At 66.2% G+C, this 16,437-nt stretch carries 19 protein-coding genes; 10 read left to right on the forward strand and 9 right to left on the reverse strand.

All coding sequences use genetic code 11. The features are described from left to right. Positions 1–10: 10 nt before the first annotated feature. Entirely contained in the window at positions 11–946 is a 936-nt protein-coding gene (locus ACWPXE_RS21710; protein ID WP_454019445.1) for a Gfo/Idh/MocA family oxidoreductase, read from the reverse strand. A gap of 517 nt (positions 947–1,463) precedes the next feature. Between ACWPXE_RS21710 and ACWPXE_RS21715 the strand changes: the two genes are divergently transcribed. The 9 genes from ACWPXE_RS21715 to ACWPXE_RS21755 all read left to right on the forward strand — a co-directional run bounded on the left by ACWPXE_RS21715 (position 1,464) and on the right by ACWPXE_RS21755 (position 9,227). Next, positions 1,464–2,198 carry a PIG-L deacetylase family protein gene (locus ACWPXE_RS21715; protein WP_014198973.1) on the forward strand — a complete coding sequence of 245 codons (735 nt, stop codon included), beginning with the start codon at positions 1,464–1,466 and terminating at the stop codon, positions 2,196–2,198. Further along, positions 2,198–2,869 (forward strand): 4-carboxy-4-hydroxy-2-oxoadipate aldolase/oxaloacetate decarboxylase, encoded by a 672-nt coding sequence (locus ACWPXE_RS21720; RefSeq protein WP_454019446.1) that lies wholly within the window; start codon positions 2,198–2,200, stop codon positions 2,867–2,869. Before ACWPXE_RS21715 ends, ACWPXE_RS21720 begins: the two co-directional genes overlap by 1 nt. Further along, positions 2,862–3,920 (forward strand): 4-oxalomesaconate tautomerase, encoded by a 1,059-nt coding sequence (locus tag ACWPXE_RS21725; protein WP_454019447.1) that lies wholly within the window; start codon positions 2,862–2,864, stop codon positions 3,918–3,920. Before ACWPXE_RS21720 ends, ACWPXE_RS21725 begins: the two co-directional genes overlap by 8 nt. 25 nt (positions 3,921–3,945) lie before the next feature. Further along, positions 3,946–4,821, forward strand: coding sequence for an amidohydrolase family protein (locus tag ACWPXE_RS21730; RefSeq protein WP_454019448.1), 876 nt, complete (start codon positions 3,946–3,948; stop codon positions 4,819–4,821). A 27-nt stretch (positions 4,822–4,848) separates the two neighbouring features. Beyond that, positions 4,849–5,196, forward strand: a complete 348-nt coding sequence (locus ACWPXE_RS21735; protein ID WP_454019449.1) for a protocatechuate 4,5-dioxygenase subunit alpha — start codon at positions 4,849–4,851, stop codon at positions 5,194–5,196. Positions 5,197–5,200: 4 nt separating this feature from the next. Further along, positions 5,201–6,043: a class III extradiol dioxygenase family protein gene (locus tag ACWPXE_RS21740; protein WP_454019450.1), complete on the forward strand. Its 843-nt coding sequence runs from the start codon at positions 5,201–5,203 to the stop codon at positions 6,041–6,043. Between the two features lie 208 nt (positions 6,044–6,251). After that, on the forward strand, positions 6,252–7,751 hold the full coding sequence (locus ACWPXE_RS21745) for a sensor histidine kinase (protein WP_454019451.1): 1,500 nt from the start codon (positions 6,252–6,254) through the stop codon (positions 7,749–7,751). After that, positions 7,741–8,190, forward strand: coding sequence for a response regulator (locus tag ACWPXE_RS21750; RefSeq protein ID WP_454019452.1), 450 nt, complete (start codon positions 7,741–7,743; stop codon positions 8,188–8,190). The genes ACWPXE_RS21745 and ACWPXE_RS21750 overlap by 11 nt, the downstream gene beginning before the upstream one ends. After that, positions 8,187–9,227, forward strand: a complete 1,041-nt coding sequence (locus ACWPXE_RS21755) for a sensor histidine kinase (RefSeq protein ID WP_454019453.1) — start codon at positions 8,187–8,189, stop codon at positions 9,225–9,227. Before ACWPXE_RS21750 ends, ACWPXE_RS21755 begins: the two co-directional genes overlap by 4 nt. 193 nt (positions 9,228–9,420) lie before the next feature. Here ACWPXE_RS21755 and ACWPXE_RS21760 read toward each other — a convergent pair whose 3' ends face one another. From ACWPXE_RS21760 to ACWPXE_RS21795, 8 genes are all read right to left on the reverse strand, one after another. Then, the gene (locus ACWPXE_RS21760; protein WP_014198964.1) at positions 9,421–10,380 is read right to left on the reverse strand and encodes a GlxA family transcriptional regulator; all 960 of its coding nucleotides are present in this window, start codon (positions 10,378–10,380) and stop codon (positions 9,421–9,423) included. A 70-nt stretch (positions 10,381–10,450) separates the two neighbouring features. Next, entirely contained in the window at positions 10,451–11,104 is a 654-nt protein-coding gene (locus ACWPXE_RS21765) for an energy-coupling factor ABC transporter permease (protein WP_454019454.1), read from the reverse strand. A gap of 30 nt (positions 11,105–11,134) precedes the next feature. After that, positions 11,135–11,497 (reverse strand): nitrile hydratase accessory protein, encoded by a 363-nt coding sequence (locus ACWPXE_RS21770; protein WP_454019455.1) that lies wholly within the window; start codon positions 11,495–11,497, stop codon positions 11,135–11,137. Between the two features lie 40 nt (positions 11,498–11,537). After that, positions 11,538–12,158: a nitrile hydratase subunit alpha gene (gene nthA, locus ACWPXE_RS21775; protein ID WP_454019456.1), complete on the reverse strand. Its 621-nt coding sequence runs from the start codon at positions 12,156–12,158 to the stop codon at positions 11,538–11,540. A gap of 15 nt (positions 12,159–12,173) precedes the next feature. Further along, entirely contained in the window at positions 12,174–12,896 is a 723-nt protein-coding gene (gene nthB, locus ACWPXE_RS21780) for a nitrile hydratase subunit beta (protein WP_454019457.1), read from the reverse strand. Positions 12,897–12,933: 37 nt separating this feature from the next. Then, a complete protein-coding gene (locus tag ACWPXE_RS21785; protein WP_454019458.1) occupies positions 12,934–13,914 on the reverse strand; it encodes a CobW family GTP-binding protein in 981 nt (326 codons plus the stop codon). A gap of 358 nt (positions 13,915–14,272) precedes the next feature. Beyond that, positions 14,273–14,443, reverse strand: a complete 171-nt coding sequence (locus ACWPXE_RS21790) for a hypothetical protein (protein ID WP_454019459.1) — start codon at positions 14,441–14,443, stop codon at positions 14,273–14,275. A gap of 150 nt (positions 14,444–14,593) precedes the next feature. Then, positions 14,594–15,298, reverse strand: a complete 705-nt coding sequence (locus ACWPXE_RS21795) for a GntR family transcriptional regulator (RefSeq protein ID WP_376997234.1) — start codon at positions 15,296–15,298, stop codon at positions 14,594–14,596. A 405-nt stretch (positions 15,299–15,703) separates the two neighbouring features. Between ACWPXE_RS21795 and ACWPXE_RS21800 the strand changes: the two genes are divergently transcribed. Further along, complete coding sequence (locus ACWPXE_RS21800; RefSeq protein ID WP_454019460.1) at positions 15,704–16,429, forward strand: enoyl-CoA hydratase/isomerase family protein; 726 nt, start codon at positions 15,704–15,706, stop codon at positions 16,427–16,429. Positions 16,430–16,437: the final 8 nt, after the last annotated feature.

Consider the following 16,437-nt stretch of genomic DNA (forward strand, 5'->3'; position numbering starts at 1 on the left):
CGTTCCCCGGTCAGGCGTTCAGCGATTTTTCCAGGCGGTCGAGCGTCCGCATGGCCGGCAGGCACTGGGCCACGCTGGCGTTGGGCTCGCGCCCGTCGCGGATGGCGGCGAAGAATTCGCGGTCGATCAGCTCGATGCCGTTGGTCGACACGGTGAGGCCGCTGAGGTCGATCTTGTTGTCCTTGCCGTCGTACAGATCGTCGTAGCGGGCGATGTAGGTCCCGTTGTCGCAGATGTAGCGGAAGAAGGTGCCCAGCGGCCCGTCGTTGTTGAAGGACAGCGACAGGGTGCAGATCGCCCCGGACGGCACCTTCATGCCGATGCTCATGTCCATGGCGATGCCCAGCTGCGGGTGCGCCGGCCCCTGCAGGGCGTGCACCTGGCTGGCGACCTCGCCGGTCTGGTACTGGAACAGGTCCACCGTGTGGCAGGCGTGATGCCACAGCAGATGGTCGGTCCAGGTCCGCGGCTTGCCCAGCGCGTTCATGTTGGAGCGGCGGAAGAAGTAGGTCTGTACGTCCATCTGCTGGATCGTCAGTTCCCCCGCATGGACCCGGTTGCGGATCCACTGGTGGCTGGGGTTGAAGCGCCGCGTGTGCCCGGCCATGGCGACCAGACCGCTGGCCCGCTGCGCCGCGACCAGCCGCTCCGCGTCGGCCAGACTGTCAGCCATGGGAATTTCCACCAGCACATGCTTGCCGGCTTCCAGGCACTGGATCGCCTGGGTAGCGTGCACCGGCGTCGGAGTGGCGAGAATCACCGCCTCCACGTCGGGCCGCTCCAGGCTCTCGGCCAGATCCTTGGTCCAATGCGGAATGCCGCGCGCCTTGGCGAAACCCTCGATGTCGTCCGGCTCGCCGCCGACCACCGACACCACCTCGACGCCGTCGATGGCGGCGACCGCCTCCAGATGCTTCACGCCGAAGGCGCCCGCGGCCCCGGCCACACAAATCCTCATTGCGTCCTCTCCCGAAATCCCTTGTCCGGGCCGGGAAGCCTCCCGCAGCGGCGGGTCCGGCTCCTCGCCCCTTAATCCCTCATGATCGAATGGGTATCATCCCGCCCGCCGCCGAGGAAATTCGTTCGTCGAAGAGCCAATTTGTTTTTTGAATAGCGACGGGGTCGAGCGGTAGGGAAGGAGCCCCGTCGAGGCGGCGGCAAGACAGCCCTTTCCTTACCCGACAGCGCGCCTTTGAGCACAGCCCCGTATGTTGCATCCCCATGAATCGACATGAGATTACGCCTGACGCGACATCTTCGTATCGACCCCAGAGGCTGTCCCGCGCTCGGCATCCCATGGCGAGACCCAACCGACAAAGATGCCTATAGCAAAACCAAATGGTAACGAAGGGAGTTCGAAATAGGATTTGCCACCGGACCGGCGGATGATGGGCCATCGGAATCGGACTGCCCACAACAAGGCTGCCCACCACCAGACTGCCCATGCGGGGGAGCGGACATTTATGGCACAGAACAAAAGAGCGCTGGTGCTCAGCGCCCACTCGGCGGACTTCGTGTGGCGCGCCGGCGGCGCCATCGCGCTGCATCAGAAGAAGGGCTACGAGGTCACCATCGTCTGCCTGTCATACGGCGAGCGCGGCGAATCCGCCAAGCTGTGGAAGCAGGACGGCTGCACGCTGGACCATGTGAAGACGGAGCGCCGCAAGGAGGCCGAGGCCGCCGCCAAGGCGCTGAACGCCCACGACATCCAGTTCTTCGACCTCGGCGACTACCCGCTGGAGATCGACCGCGAGGCAAAGTTCCGTCTGGTCGACGTGATCCGCAAGGTGCAGCCGGCCTTCCTGATGAGCCACTCGCACTACGATCCCTACAACACCGACCATTCCTACGCGACCAAGGTCCTGATGGAATGCCGGATGATCGCCCAGGCCTGGGGCCACAATCCGGGTCAGAAGGTGCTCGGCGCCCCGCAGCTCTACTTGTTCGAGCCGCACCAGACCGAGCAGATGGGCTGGAAGCCGGACGTCTTCCTCGACATCACCGAGGTGTGGGACAACAAGCGCGCCGCCATCGAATGCATGGCCGGGCAGGAGCATCTCTGGGATTATTACACCAACCTGGCGCAGAACCGCGGCAACCACTTCCGCCGCAACTCCGGCGGGCAGGCCGGCGGGCGCAACGCCCGCTATGCCGAGGGCTTCCAGTCGGTCTATCCCCGCACCGTGGATGAGCTGTGATGAACGTCGTCGTCCAAACCATCGAGCGGGCCGACCCGGCGGTGATCGCCGGTCTGGCCGACTGCGGCGTCGCCACCGTGCACGAGGCGCAGGGCCGCAAGGGCCTGCTGGCCTCCGCCCTGCGCCCGATCTATCCGGGCGCCCAGCTCGCCGCCTCGGCGGTGACCGTGCTCGCCCCGCCGGCCGACAACTGGATGCTCCACGTCGCCATCGAGCAGGTGACGCCCGGCGATGTCCTGGTGCTCGCCACCACCTCGCCGTCGGACGCCGGCTATTTCGGCGACCTGCTGGCGACCTCGGCCCAGGCGCGCGGCTGCGCCGGTCTGGTCATCGACGCCGGGGTGCGCGACGTCCGGACGCTGACCGACATGGGCTTCCCGGTCTGGTCCCGCGCGGTCTGCGCGCAGGGCACGGTGAAGGAGACGCTGGGCTCGGTCAACGTGCCGGTGGTCTGCGCGGGCGCTTTGGTCAATCCTGGCGACGTGATCGTCGCGGACGATGACGGCGTCTGCGTGGTCCGCCGCGAGGAGGCGGCCGAGGTGCTGGCGAAGGCGCAGAACCGGCTGGCCAAGGAGGAGGAGAAGCGGACGCGGCTCGCCGCCGGCGAACTTGGCCTCGACATCTACGGCATGCGCGGCCCGCTCGCCGCGAAGGGGCTGCGCTATGTCTGACGGCGTGCGCTGCCTGTGGATGCGCGGCGGGACCTCCAAGGGCGGGTACTTCCTGGCCGATGACCTGCCGCCCGGCACGGCGGCGCGCGACGCCTTCCTGCTGCGGGTGATGGGCTCGCCCGACCCGCGCCAGATCGACGGGATGGGCGGCGCCGACCCGCTGACCTCCAAGGTGGCGGTGGTGCGCCGGTCGGAACGGCCGGGCGTGGACGTCGACTACCTGTTCCTTCAGGTGTTCGTCGACAAGGCCATCGTCACCGACGCCCAGAACTGCGGCAACATCCTGGCCGGTGTCGGCCCCTTCGCCATCGAGCGCGGCCTCGTCCCCGCCCGCGATGGCGTGACGCCGGTGACCATCCACATGGAGAACACCGGGCAGGTGGCGGTGGCCGCCGTGTCGACGCCGGGTGGGACGGTCACCTACCGGGGCGAGGCGCGCATCGACGGCGTGCCCGGCACGGCGGCGGCGATCCCCATCGAATTCCGCGACACCGCCGGTTCCTCCTGCGGGGCGCTGCTGCCGACGGGCAATGTGGTGGACGTCATCGACGGGGTTCCGGTCACCTGCATCGACAACGGCATGCCGGTGGTGGTGCTGCGCGCCGCCGACCTCGGCGTGCGCGGCGACGAGACGCGGGAGGATCTCGACGCCGACGCGGCGCTGAAGGCGCGGCTGGAATCCATCCGGCGGCAGGCCGGGCCGCGGATGAACCTGGGCGACGTGACGGACAAGTCTGTGCCGAAGATGACCCTGGTCAGCGCGCCGGCCAACGGCGGGGCGGTGTCCACCCGGACCTTCATCCCGCACCGCTGCCACGCCTCCATCGGCGTGCTTGGCGCGGTCAGCGTCGCCACCGCCTGCGCGCTGGAGGGCTCCCCCGCCGCGTCGCTCGCCGTGGTTCCCGACGGCGCCACCCGGACGTTGAGCGTCGAGCACCCGACCGGCGAGATGACCGTGGTCCTCGACCTGGACGAGGCCGGAACGGTGACCCGCGCCGCCCTGCTGCGCACCGCCCGTAAGCTGTTCGACGGCACCGTCTACGCCGACTGACCATTTTCCCCGAAGGGAGCCTTTCATGGACGCCGATTACCGTCCCTTCCACCCGAACCCGAACAAGCCGGCCTACACGCCGCCGCCCGGCGCGGTGGACGCCCACTGCCACGTCTTCGGCCCGGCCGACCGCTTCCCCTATGCGCCGGAGCGCAAATACACCCCCTGCGACGCGCCGAAGGAAAAGCTGTTCGCCCTGCGCGACGCGCTGGGCTTCGCGCGCAACGTCATCGTCCAGGCGACCTGCCACGGCAAGGACAACCGCGCGCTGGTCGACGCGCTGAGAGCCTCCAACGGGCTGGCGCGCGGCGTCGCCTCGGTCGGGCCCACGATCACCGAGGGCGAGCTGGCCGAGTTGCACGAGGCCGGCGTGCGCGGCGTGCGCTTCAACTTCGTCAAGCGTCTGGTGGACGCCACGCCCAAGGAGGTCTTCCTCGGCATCGCCGACAAGATCGCCACGTTCGGCTGGCACATCGTGGTCTATTTCGAGGCGCCGGACCTGGACGACCTCACGCCCTTCCTGCGCGAGCTGCCCACCACCATCGTCGTGGACCATATGGGCCGCCCGGACATCGCCAAGGGCGTGGAGCACCCGCAGTTCCAGAAATTCGTCGCCCTGATGGCCGAGAACCCGAAGGTCTGGAGCAAGGTGAGCTGCCCCGAGCGGCTGAGCGTCCAGGGTCCGCCAGCCTACGACGACGTGGTGCCCTTCGCCCGGCTGCTGGTCGACCGCTTCACCGACCGCGTGCTGTGGGGCACCGACTGGCCACACCCGAACATGACCTCGCACATGCCCGACGACGGGCATCTGGTCGACGTCATCCCCCGCATCGCCACCGACGAGGCCAAGCGGACGGCGCTTCTCGTCGACAACCCGATGCGGCTTTACTGGTCCGAATAAGACAGAAACGATCCGGAGGAAACATCCATGACCACACCCCACGAGCCGATACCCGGCACCACCATCTTCGACGGCCGGATGGCCATGAAGGGCTACCCGCTCAACAAGATGTGCTACTCGTTCAACGAGGCGGCGGCCCGGCAGGAGTTCCTGGCCGACGAGGAGGCCTATTGCGCCAAGTTCGGCCTGACCGACGAGCAGAAGACGGCCATCCGGGAGCGCAACGCGCTGGCCCTGCTCGCGGCGGGCGGCAACATCTACTACCTCGCCAAGTTCATCGGCATGCTCGGCCTGAATGTCCAGGACATCGGCGCGCAGCAGACCGGCATGACGGTCGAGGAATTCAAGGCGAAGCTCAAGGCGGCGGGGAACTGAGACCATGGCCAAGATCGTCGGTGGAGTCACCACCTCCCACATTCCCGCGATCGGCAACGCCATCGCCAACGAGCTGTTCGAGGACCCCTACTGGAAGCCGTTCTTCGACGGCTATCCCAAGGCGCGCGACTGGCTGGCCGAGGTCAAGCCGGACGTGGCGATCGTGGTCTACAACGACCACGGGCTGAACTTCTTCCTCGACAAGATGCCGACCTTCTCGGTTGGGGCGGCCCCCGAGTACCAGAACAGGGACGAGGGCTGGGGCCTGAAGCCGCTGCCGCCCTACCCCGGCGATCCGGAGCTGTCCTGGCACATCATCGAATCGCTGGTGAACGACGAGTTCGACATCTGCTCCTGCCAGGAGATGGCGGTGGACCACGGCTTCACCGTGCCGATGGCCCTGCTGTGGCCCGACCAGACCCAGCGTCCCGTCCGCACCATCCCGGTGGCGGTGAACACGGTCCAGCACCCGCTGCCGACCCCGGCGCGCTGCCTGAAGCTCGGCGAGGCCATCGGCCGCGCGGTGGCGTCCTACCCCAAGGACCTGAAGGTGGTCGTGCTGGGCACCGGCGGCCTGTCGCACCAGCTCGACGGCGAGCGGGCAGGCTTCATCAACAAGGACTTCGACCTGATGTGCCTTGAGAAGATCGTCGACGAGCCGGAGGCGCTGGCGAAATACTCCATTCACGATCTGGTCCGGCTGGCCGGCGCCCAGGGGGCGGAGCTGATCCTCTGGCTCATCATGCGCGGCGCACTGGGCCGGAAGGTCTCGAAGGTCCACAGCAACTACCACATCCCGATCTCCAACACCGGGGCCGGCCTGCTGGTCCTCGAAAGCGCGGCCTGATCGGGCCTCCGCTGCCGTTGGCGTCCTTTCCGCCGCCGCGTTCCCCGGCGGAAGGGGCGCCATGTGCCCAGAACAACGCAGCGCGTCCTGCAATCATCACAGCCTGGGACCACCCCGTCGACAACTTGATGGTGCAGCCCAAATTGCCAATTGAGCGGTGAATTGCTATAGAGACCCACCTCATTCCCGCACGGGTCGGTCGTCTGCAATGCACATGTTCAGCGCCGCCGTCACCCGGCGAGCCCTTCTGATGCTGCTCGCCGCCGCGCTGACGCTGCTGGGAATCGTCGCGATGTCGGGATGGCTGGCCGACAGCACACAGACGTTTTCCAGGTCCGTCGGCCGGATAACCGCACTGCGGGTCGCCGCCGGGACGCTCCTCAGCCAGCTGCAGGACGCCGAGATCGGTCAGCGGGGGTATCTCCTCACCGAGGACCGTCAGTATCTCAAGCCCTATGAGGCCGCCAACGCCGCGGTCGACAGCACGATCGTCCGGTTGCGGGACCTCGCCGGCGGGGATGCCGACGAGTTGCGCATCATCGACCGCCTCGCCGTCCTCGCCGACGCCAAGCGGGAAGAGTTGGCGCAGACCATCACGCTGATGGAGGCCGGGCGCCGGGACGAGGCCCTGGCCGTCGTGCGCACCGGTCGCGGCATGATGCTGATGGACGATGCCCGCCGCTCGCTCGCCGACCTGATCACCCCCGCCGACGCCCAGCTCGACACCCAGCTCAGCGCGTTGATCGGGCAGGCCAGGGCATCGGGTTGGGTGGCCAACCTGGGCGGCCTGTTCATCGTTCTGGTCGTCGGTGGCGCCGTTTGGATCGCGCTCCGTTACACGCGGGGCCTCATGCGGGCGCAGCGCGCGATCCAGGCCCTCAACGACTCCCTGGAACAGCGCGTGTCGGAACGCACGATGGAGCTGCAACGGGCCAACGACGAAATCCAGCGCTTCGCCTACATCGTCAGCCATGACCTGCGCGCGCCGCTGGTGAACGTGATGGGCTTCACCGGCGAATTCGAGGTGGGGCTGGCCAGCGTGCGCGCCCATCTCGACCGCCTGCCGTCGGACGGCGATGACGCCACCGCGTCGGAGGCGCGCCGCGCCGTGGCGGAGGACATGCCGGAAGCCATCGGCTTCATCCGCGCATCGACGACGAAGATGGACCGGCTGATCAACGCCATCCTCGCCCTGTCGCGCCAGGGCGGCCGGACGCTGAACCCGGAACCCGTCTCCATGCAGGCGCTGCTGGAAAACGTGGTTGCCAGCCTTCGCCATCAGGCCAGCGAGCAGCGTTGCACCATCGACATCAAGGAACCCTTGCCGTCCCTGCTGTCGGACCGGCTCGCGCTGGAGCAGGTGTTCGGAAACCTGCTCGACAACGCGATCAAGTATCTCGATCCGGCGCGGACGGGACGGATCGCCATCCACGGGCGGGTCGAGGAGAACCGCCTGATCTTCGAAGTCGCGGACAATGGGCGCGGAATAGCGCCGCAGGACCACGAACGGATCTTCGAGCTGTTCCGCCGCTCCGGCGTGCAGGATCGCCCCGGAGAGGGGATCGGGCTCGCCTATGTCCGGACGCTCATCCGGCGCCTGCAAGGCGAAGTGACCGTCGAATCGGTTCCTGGACAGGGCAGCGTCTTTCGCATAACCCTTCCCAAAGTCCTCGCCCTGTCTTTGGAGAAGACCGTCCATGACGCGTGACACACAGTCGGCGTGCATCGTCATGATCGAGGACGACGAGGGCCACGCACGGCTGATCGAGAAGAACATCCGGCGGTCCGGCGCGACCAACGACATCGTCTCCTTCAGCGACGGCACGAGCGCGCTCGCCTACCTGTTCGGCCCGGACGGAAGCGGGCAAGCGAGCATGGGGCGGGCGCTTCTCATTCTTCTGGACTTGAACCTTCCGGACATGACGGGGATCGATATCCTGGCGAGGCTCAAGACCAACCCCTACACAAAACGCTTCCCGGTCGTGGTGCTGACCACGACCGACGACCGCCAGGAAATCCAGCGCTGCTACGATATCGGAGCCAATGTCTACGTCACCAAGCCGGTGAATTACGAGAGCTTCGCCACCGCGATCCGGAAATTGGAGCTGCTGTTTTCCATCATGCAGATTCCCGAGGCGGTGGCATGACCGACCCAGCCGTCCGCATCCTCTACATCGACGATGACGTCGCCATGGCGCGGCTGGTGCAACGCAAGCTCGAACGGCGCGGTTACGCCGTCGAGTGTGCGCCGGATGGCCAGGAGGGGTTGAGACGGCTGGACCTGGGCGGCATCACGGTGGTCGGGCTGGATCACGAGATGCCGGGGGCGACCGGGCTGGACATCCTGCCCGCCCTGTTATCGCGCGACAACGCGCCCCCGGTCGTCTATGTCACGGGTGCCGGCGACACGCGGGTAGCCGTCGCAGCGCTGAAGGCCGGCGCGGACGATTACGTTCCCAAGGAGGCCGGTGAGGAATTTTTCGATCTGCTGGTGGCGGCCATCGAGCAGGCCCTGGAGAAGGCTCATCTTCGCCGGGAGCGGGAACGGGCGGATCAGGACGTGCGCGCCGCGCGGGACCGTGCGGAGTTGCTTCTGCGGGAGGTCAACCACCGCGTCGCCAACAGCCTGGCCCTGGTCGGTGCCTTCATCCAGATGCAGAAATCCAGCCTCTCCGACCCCGATGCCCGGGCCGCGCTGGGGGAGACCCAAGCGCGCATCATCGCGATCTCCGGCATCCACCGCAGCCTGTACACGTCCGACGACGTGCGCTCCGTCCGCATCGACCTGTATCTGGAAACGCTTCTCGCCGGAATGCACACCGCAATGGCGTCCCGGCGCCCGGACAGCTTCATCGTCGTCGCCGACGCCGTATCGGTGCCAACCGACAAGGCCGTGTCCCTGGCAGTGATCGTGACCGAACTGGTCACGAACGCCTGCAAGTACGCCTACCCGGACGGCCGAACCGGCAGCATCCGGGTCCGTGCGAAGGCCGCCGATGGGAATCTGTCGGTGAGCGTGGAGGATGACGGCGTCGGCTTCTCCCGTGACGACGCTCCGCGGGGAACCGGTCTTGGAACCCGGATCGTCCAGACGATGGCAACCAGCCTGGGTGCGCAGTTGAATTATGACAGGCGGCACGCCGGCACGTGGGTGACGTTGACGATGCCTTTGCAGCCGCTGTGACGGGTCTTCCGAGAGCACGCATTGTCAGGGCAATGGCGGCGGCCCATCGTTCGTGACGGTGTCCTCGCCGGAAGTCCGGGTTCAGAAGTTTGGCCCGGCCATCGTCGGCAACGTGCGATCTTGGGGCGATCTGCAGGCCTGTCCCGTTCCCGCGACAGAGCTCTTGCTTCACGCCAATTCATACAGTTCAGGATCAGGCCGTCGTCGTCGTGCGAAAGCGCTTCCGGTAGTCAACCGGATTGATGCCGAGATTGCGAACAAACGCCCGCCTCATCGAACTGGCGTCACCAAACCCACAAATATGAGCCACCCGCTGGAGCGGCGTGGATGAATCGACCAGCATCCGGCGCGCCGCGTCGAGCCGCGCCGCTTCCACGAAATCGGCCGGAGGGCGGCCGACGTCGCGCTTGAACACCCTGGCAAAATTCCGCGAACTCATGCCGGCCTGGGACGCCAAGGCCTCCACGGACAGATCGGCGGAAAGATTGTCCAGCACATACGCCTGTATCTTTTGGATTCCGGTACGGCTTGACACCTGGGCGGCGAGATGGGCACTGAATTGCGACTGCCCTCCGGGCCGCTTCAGGAACATCACCATGTAGCGCGCGACCAGCAGCGCCAGTTCCCGCCCGTGGTCCTCCTCCAGCAGGGATAGCGCCAAGTCGATGCCGGAGGTGACGCCGGCGGCGGTGGAGATGTTGCCGTCGCGAATGAAGATCTGGTCCGAATCGACCGTCAGGGTTGGAAACTCAGCGCGAAGTTTGTCGGCGCATTCCCAATGGGTGGTGACACGGCGGCCATCAAGCAGGCCGGTGGCCGCCAGCAGGAACACCCCCGTGCAGATCGACCCGTAGCGGCGGACTTCGGGCGCGCGGCGCCTGAGCCAGTCGATCACCGCCGGATCGATGGCGCTGAACGACGGGTCACCGGCGATCAGCAACGTGTCGATCGGCTGGTCGGGGTCGTGGATCGTTCGATCGGCGAGGAACCGCAGGCTGCCGGTTCCGCAAACCGGCCCCTCCGCGGTGCCCATCACCTGCACCTCGTAGGCCTTCGGATCGCCGAGACGGCGCGCCGCTTCCCAGAACACCTCCGCCGGCCCCACTACATCCAACGCCTGAACCCCGGGAGGGGCGAGAAGCACAATCCGCATGAAAGACGCTCTTCCTGCAATCGGGCGGCCAAAGGGCACAGCCGCCCGATTGTATTTGGCATACCAACTGTCAGGCAAGAGCCGGGCTGCGGAGCGTGGTGACGCGAAGCAGCGGATTGCCGGCGTCCAGCCGGCCCAGCGCCCGCAGAAGCCCGCAACTGATCGCCGGTTCGCACAGCACGACCGGCAAATAGGCAGCGGCGAAGACCGCCCAATCCGCGAACGGTGTCGCCCGCTCGCCCAGCATCAGCCAGAAGCCGACCATGGCAACAACGCCGCTGTAATAGACGGCGTCGAAGCGCAGCACCGACGACCAACGGATCGAGGCCAGTCCACCGGATTCCAGCAGGCGCTTTCCACCCATGGCGTGTGCGGCAACCAGCGGCACCATCAGCGACAGCGAATTCACGGCGAGATGCGCGAGATCCTGCGGCTCGAACAGAAGGGCCTGCAGCGTCAGGCCAATGCCGAACCCGAACAGGGTCGCGGGAAATCCGAAAATGAAATAGATGGCCGAGGCGCCGATGAAGTGCAGTTCCGACGGGCCGACCGGCTGGTGCCAGAACTCCATGAAGACCGAGAAGAAGATGGCCGCCAGGAGCGCCTTGCCCCATTCGAGAGGCCGGCGCAGGAAGGCCGGAGTGTGCGAGGCGAGAAGGCTGAGCGCGGCCGCGTTGGCGCCGACGATCTTCGCGGCGGACAGCATGCCGGGTTCGATGTGCATGGACGTCTCCCGATGTTCGGATGGTTGGTATCAGGCCGGCCGCGTGTCGGCTGGCGCGGTCGCGGTGGCCGTGACAAGACGGGCCGACAACTCGTCGGGCGTCGCGAGGCCGGATTGAAGGATCGTCGCCTCCAGGGCGCTCAACCACTGTTCGTAGTAGTTCCAGGAGGGGCCATCGGGGGCCTGGGTCCGCTCCCAGTCGCCGATGGCGGCGATCAGGTTCCGGCGGAAATCCTCCCACTCGAAATGGCCCTCCCGGGCCAGGGCGAGCGCCACCCCGAAGGCCGACCGCTCCCATTCCTCCGCGAAGCAGAGGGTGCCGTTGGCCCGGGGCGGGGAATCCTCGGCCCCGGCCATACTGGTCAGGGCGAAATGTTCGAAGCGGGTGAGCATGCCCGGTCCTCCTGACGATGTTGTGGGGCGGGTTCGGGGTTCAGGCGGACGCCGCCACCGCCACGCCCATCATGGCTTCCGGCGTGACCAGGGCCGCAAGTTCGCCTTCGCTCATGCCCTCGGTCCCGGCGGGGCGCTCGGGAATGACGAACCAGCGGATCTGCGCGCTGCTGTCCCAGACCTTGACCTCGGTGCTTTCGGGCACGGTGAGCCCGAACTCCTTCAGCACCGCGCGCGGCTCGCGGGCGGCGCGGCTGCGGAAGGTCGGGTCCTTGTACCAGTAGGGCGGCAATCCCAGCACCGGCCAGGGATAGCAGGAGCAGAGCGTGCAGATGACCAGGTTGTGGACACCCTCGCCATTCGCCACGGCGCGCATGTGCTCGCCCTCGGCGCCGGCCATGCCTTCCGGCAGATCCGTCATTTCGGCGATGGCGGCCGGCGCATCCTCGATCAGCCGTTGCTTGAAAGCCGGATCGACCCAGGCGCGGGCGACGATCCTGGCGCCGTTGAACGGGCCCATCTTCGTTTCGAACACGTTCAGCACCGTGTCCACGGTCTTGCTGGTGATGACGCCCTTTTCGATGAGCAGCGCCTCAAGGGCACGGACGCGCGCGGCGCTCCGGGCCTCGCGGTCGTCGGGATGGTGGAAACGTTCGGTCATTCTCGATGGCTCCGGTCAGGCGGCGGGCTTGGTGACGTAGGAGGCGTAGAGATCGGCGTAGAGCGTCACATTCGGCTCCGTGTTGCCGGGCCACAGGTCCTTGGCCTCGAAGCGCACGCAATAGACGGGCATCGGCGCGCCGACGCCGTCCGCCCCGGTGTCGGTCAGATAGCCGTAGGCACCTGGGTAGACCGTCTCGACCACGCCGCTGTGGTTGCGCAGGAAGCCGGGAAGGCGGGTGTGCTCAAGCGTCGGCACGTTCCTGACCGTCACCGTGTCGCCTTCCCGGAAGTCGGGTTGGATCGCGACGTCACACTTCGGGGAATCCCCTTCCGCCAGATAGCGTTCGACGCGCTGGTCGATCTCCGGCGCGCCGCCTTGCGGCAGAGGCTTCGCCGGATCGGCGAGATACTCGGCCGTGCGCGCGTCCAACTCCTCCTCCGTGATGTAGCCGTTCTCGATGAAGTAGCCGCTGATGCCGCCCAGCCACTTCTCGTAGTAGCGGTATTTGAAGTAATCGAAGGGGTTGAGCCCTTCGGCCCCGGTACGCAGATGGGCCCAGGTCCAGACGGTGTGAAAGGCGCTCGGCGTAGGTGGAAGCGGCAGTTGCGGGCTGAGCGCCATCATCGCCGTGTGAATGCCGAAGATGCGTTTCTCCCACTCCTCCACGAAGACGCGCGTTTCGATGGTGATGGGGCCGAGACCTTCCAGGCCCCCGAGGTAATGTTGCAGCTTCATTGGATGCTTCCTGAAATCGGGAACGGAATCAGAAGCGTCAGAGGACGGCGGCGTCCGCCGGGACGGCGCAGCCGCGAAGTCCCTCCAGCAGCGTTTCGGCATCGAGGTCGCGGCCGATGAAGACGAGCTGGTTCAGACGTTCCTCGCCGGGTTTCCAAGGCCGGCCCGGCCGCCCGTCCAGCGTCATGTGGACGCCGTGAAAGACGAAGCGGCGGCCCTGGCCGTCGAGATCCAGCACGCCCTTGGCGCGCAGCAGGTCGCGCCCCTTGTCCTGAACAAGCTGGTTGAGCCAGCGGTCGACGGCCGCCGGGTCGAGCCGTCCGGGCTCGCGAAAGGCCACGCAGCCGATGCCGGCGTCGTGTTCGTGCTCATGCTCATGCTCATCCAGGATATCGGGGTCGAGGCGCAGGATGTTCTGCAGGTCGAAGGCGCCGATGCCGAGGATCTCCGAGAGCGGCAGGGCGCACTCCTCGGTGCGGTGGATGCGCGCCAGCGGGTTGAGCCGGCGAATCTCGCGTTCCACGGCGTCGAGCGCCGCGGCGGGTTCCAGGTCGATCTTGTTCAGCAGGATAACGTCCGCGAAGGCAACCTGTTCGCGCGCTTCGTCATGACCGAGTTGCAGGGGCAGGTGGCGGGCATCGGCCACGGTGATGATGGCGTCCAGCGCGAAGCGGCCACGCAGCCCTTCGTCCAGCACGAAGGATTGAATGACGGGAGCCGGGTCGGCAAGGCCGCTCGTTTCGATCACCACCCGGTCAAATCCGCGTTCGCCCTCGGCCAGCTTTACCAACGCCTCGATCAGATCACCGCGGACGATGCAACAGACACAACCATTGTTCAGCTCGATGATCGTCTCGTCCGTTGCCGTCACGAGCAGCCCGTCGATGCCAAGTTCCCCATATTCGTTGACGATGACGGCGGTCCGCCCGCCACCGCACTCCGCCAGGATGCGGTTGAGCAGGGTCGTCTTGCCGGCCCCGAGAAATCCGGTCAGCACGGTCACCGGAATCGGTCGCATGGCGATGCTCCGTTGCTTCAGGTTGCAAAGGGCAGCCTTCACCTGCGGATATGGCCGAAAAGATCCGGACGTTCCGCTTCAGCGCTGCTGTGGTATACATTGCACCGCATACCATTCGCTGACTCAACAAGCGGCTGAGGGCAATTCCGGACAAAGCGCCTATCAGAATCGGCCAACCGCTTTGTGTGGACCGACATGGGGATACGGACTCTGAGGCGGTTCGGCGCGAAAGCCGGGCGCTGTTGATGCTCGCGCTAAGAACCGGGGGCCGCGACGGAGGGAGTATGCCGTCTTGAGTACGATCGGCGAGCAGACTGCCAACGCGCCGAGAAGCGGCGTTCTCAAGGGGGCTGAATTCTCAGTTTTGGCTGGAAAGGCGAAAATACGCTGAGGGGGTGGCACTATACGGGCGCAGTTCGCCCCCGAGCCAGATCAGGCGTCGGAAAGTCATGGCGAGGTTGGCAATGCCACTCGTCATCGTCGCGCGACCAAGGCCGATGGCGCGGATGAACGACAACCGGTCGCGCATTTGATACCAGCCTTGGTGGTAGTGGTAGTGGCGGTGGCAGTGGCAGTGGCAGTGGCAGTGGCGGACCTGGGTTGGTTCCCGTTTCCCGAACACATTCAGCCCGGCTTTTTCGCAGCAACGCCCGGCAAATATGCTCAGAAAACAATACCGCTACTCATGGTCACCGACGGGCGGCATTGAGACCACCATATCGACCCAGATGCTTCCGCCCGTGGTCATGTGGTCGTGCATGTGCCGGCGCGCGGCCTCGCCATCCCCTTCCAGGATCGCTTTCACGAAAAGGTCGTGTTCCGTGTAGGACTTCAAAGGACGCGCGGTGTGCTGGAACGGATACTGGCGGTAGATGCGCAAGCGGCTGCGAATGAGCTTCGCCTGATGTTCCAGATGCTCGTTCCGGCTTCCGGCGTAGATCAACTCATGCAGTTCGCGATTGAGATTGTCGTAGGCCTCGATGTCGCTGGCCTCGGCGGCGGCGCGGCTCGCCTCGTGCACTTCCAGAAGACGCTTGCGCCCGGCGATTCCCATGCGGCGGGCGGCAAGGCTGGCGGCCAGCGATTCCAGTTCGACCAGAACCTCCATCATGCCGACGAGTTGCTTGGCGGACATCCGCAATACGGACGCGCCGGCTCCCGGCTTTATCGTGACCAGGCCGCTCGAGCCAAGCTGGGACAGCACCTCGCGCACCGGCGTCCGTGACACGCCGAACCGTTCGGCCAAAGCCCGTTCGTCCAGGCGCTCGCCGGGCGCGATGATCCCGCCCAGAATTTCCTGTTCGAGCACCTGCCGCATTTCCGTTACGCGGCTTGGCTTTTCCGCCTGCATGGCATGATCCGTTGGCAAATCGGGATTGGTCAACGGTATCGCGTCCGCTGGTCGGCGTCAATGTGATGGTATGCCAAAACTCGATTTTGGTCGACCGAGCAACCGAAGCCGGCAGAGAAATCAGGCCGTGGCAGAGCGCAGCGCACCCTCATCCAGCAGAGGCTTTTGGCCCTTCCCAACGCGCAAAGGTACACAGCAAACCGTCGCCACTCTTTGCGTGGCCCACCAACCATAAGCGTGCCAAACTTTCCATGTTGCATTCCATTATCACTCTCTGGTATGCATGAATTCACTCATGGTTCTTTAGAAAAACAAAGGCGGTATCCATAGGACCGCGCCGTCGCCAATGACGGCACCTGGGAGGAAACGATGAACGGGACGCCACGGGGTCAATCGGACGGGCCGGCGACAGCCCCCCAATTGACCGTGAAGGACGCGGTGGGCACCATCCGGCTCAACCGCCCGCTTCAGCACAATCGGATCGACGTGGCGGACATCGCCATTCTGCAAAAGGAAATCGCGGCCGCCGAAGCGAACCCGTCCGTTCGCGTGTTGGTGCTGACCGCGACGGGGCCGAGCTTCTCGTCCGGGTACGACCTGAGCGCAGCCCAGTCGTCCCAGCGCGGCGGCGCGGACGGCCAGGACGGAGAGAACGCCTTCGCGCGCTTGTGCGATCGCGTCGAAGCCGTTCGTATGCCGACGATCTGCGCCCTCAACGGCAGCGTCTATGGTGGCTCCACCGACTTGGCGCTTGCCTGCGACTTCCGCATCGGCGTGACCGGAATGCGCATGCGCATGCCGGCCGGGCAGCTTGGCATACACTTCTACCCCGGCGGCCTTCGCCGCTACGTGTCGCGGCTTGGCCTCAACGCGGCCAAGCGCTTGTTTCTCACGGCGGAAACGATCGCCGGCGACGACCTGCTGAGCATCGGCTTCCTGGACCGGGTCGTCCATCCCGACGACCTCCCGGCCGCCGTGGACGAACTGGCCGGACGCATCACGGCCTGCGCGCCGCAGGCCATCGCCGGCATGAAACGCGCGCTCAACGACATCGCCCGCGGCGAGCTGGACGATCGGGCGGCGGAAGCGGCCTTCGCCGCGAGCCTGCGGTCGGACGAGTTCACCAACGCCCTGAGGGTCTGGTCGCAGCGCCGGGCGTCCTGACCGCCTCC

The sequence above is a fragment of the Azospirillum sp. Marseille-Q6669 genome (genome assembly GCF_965111635.1).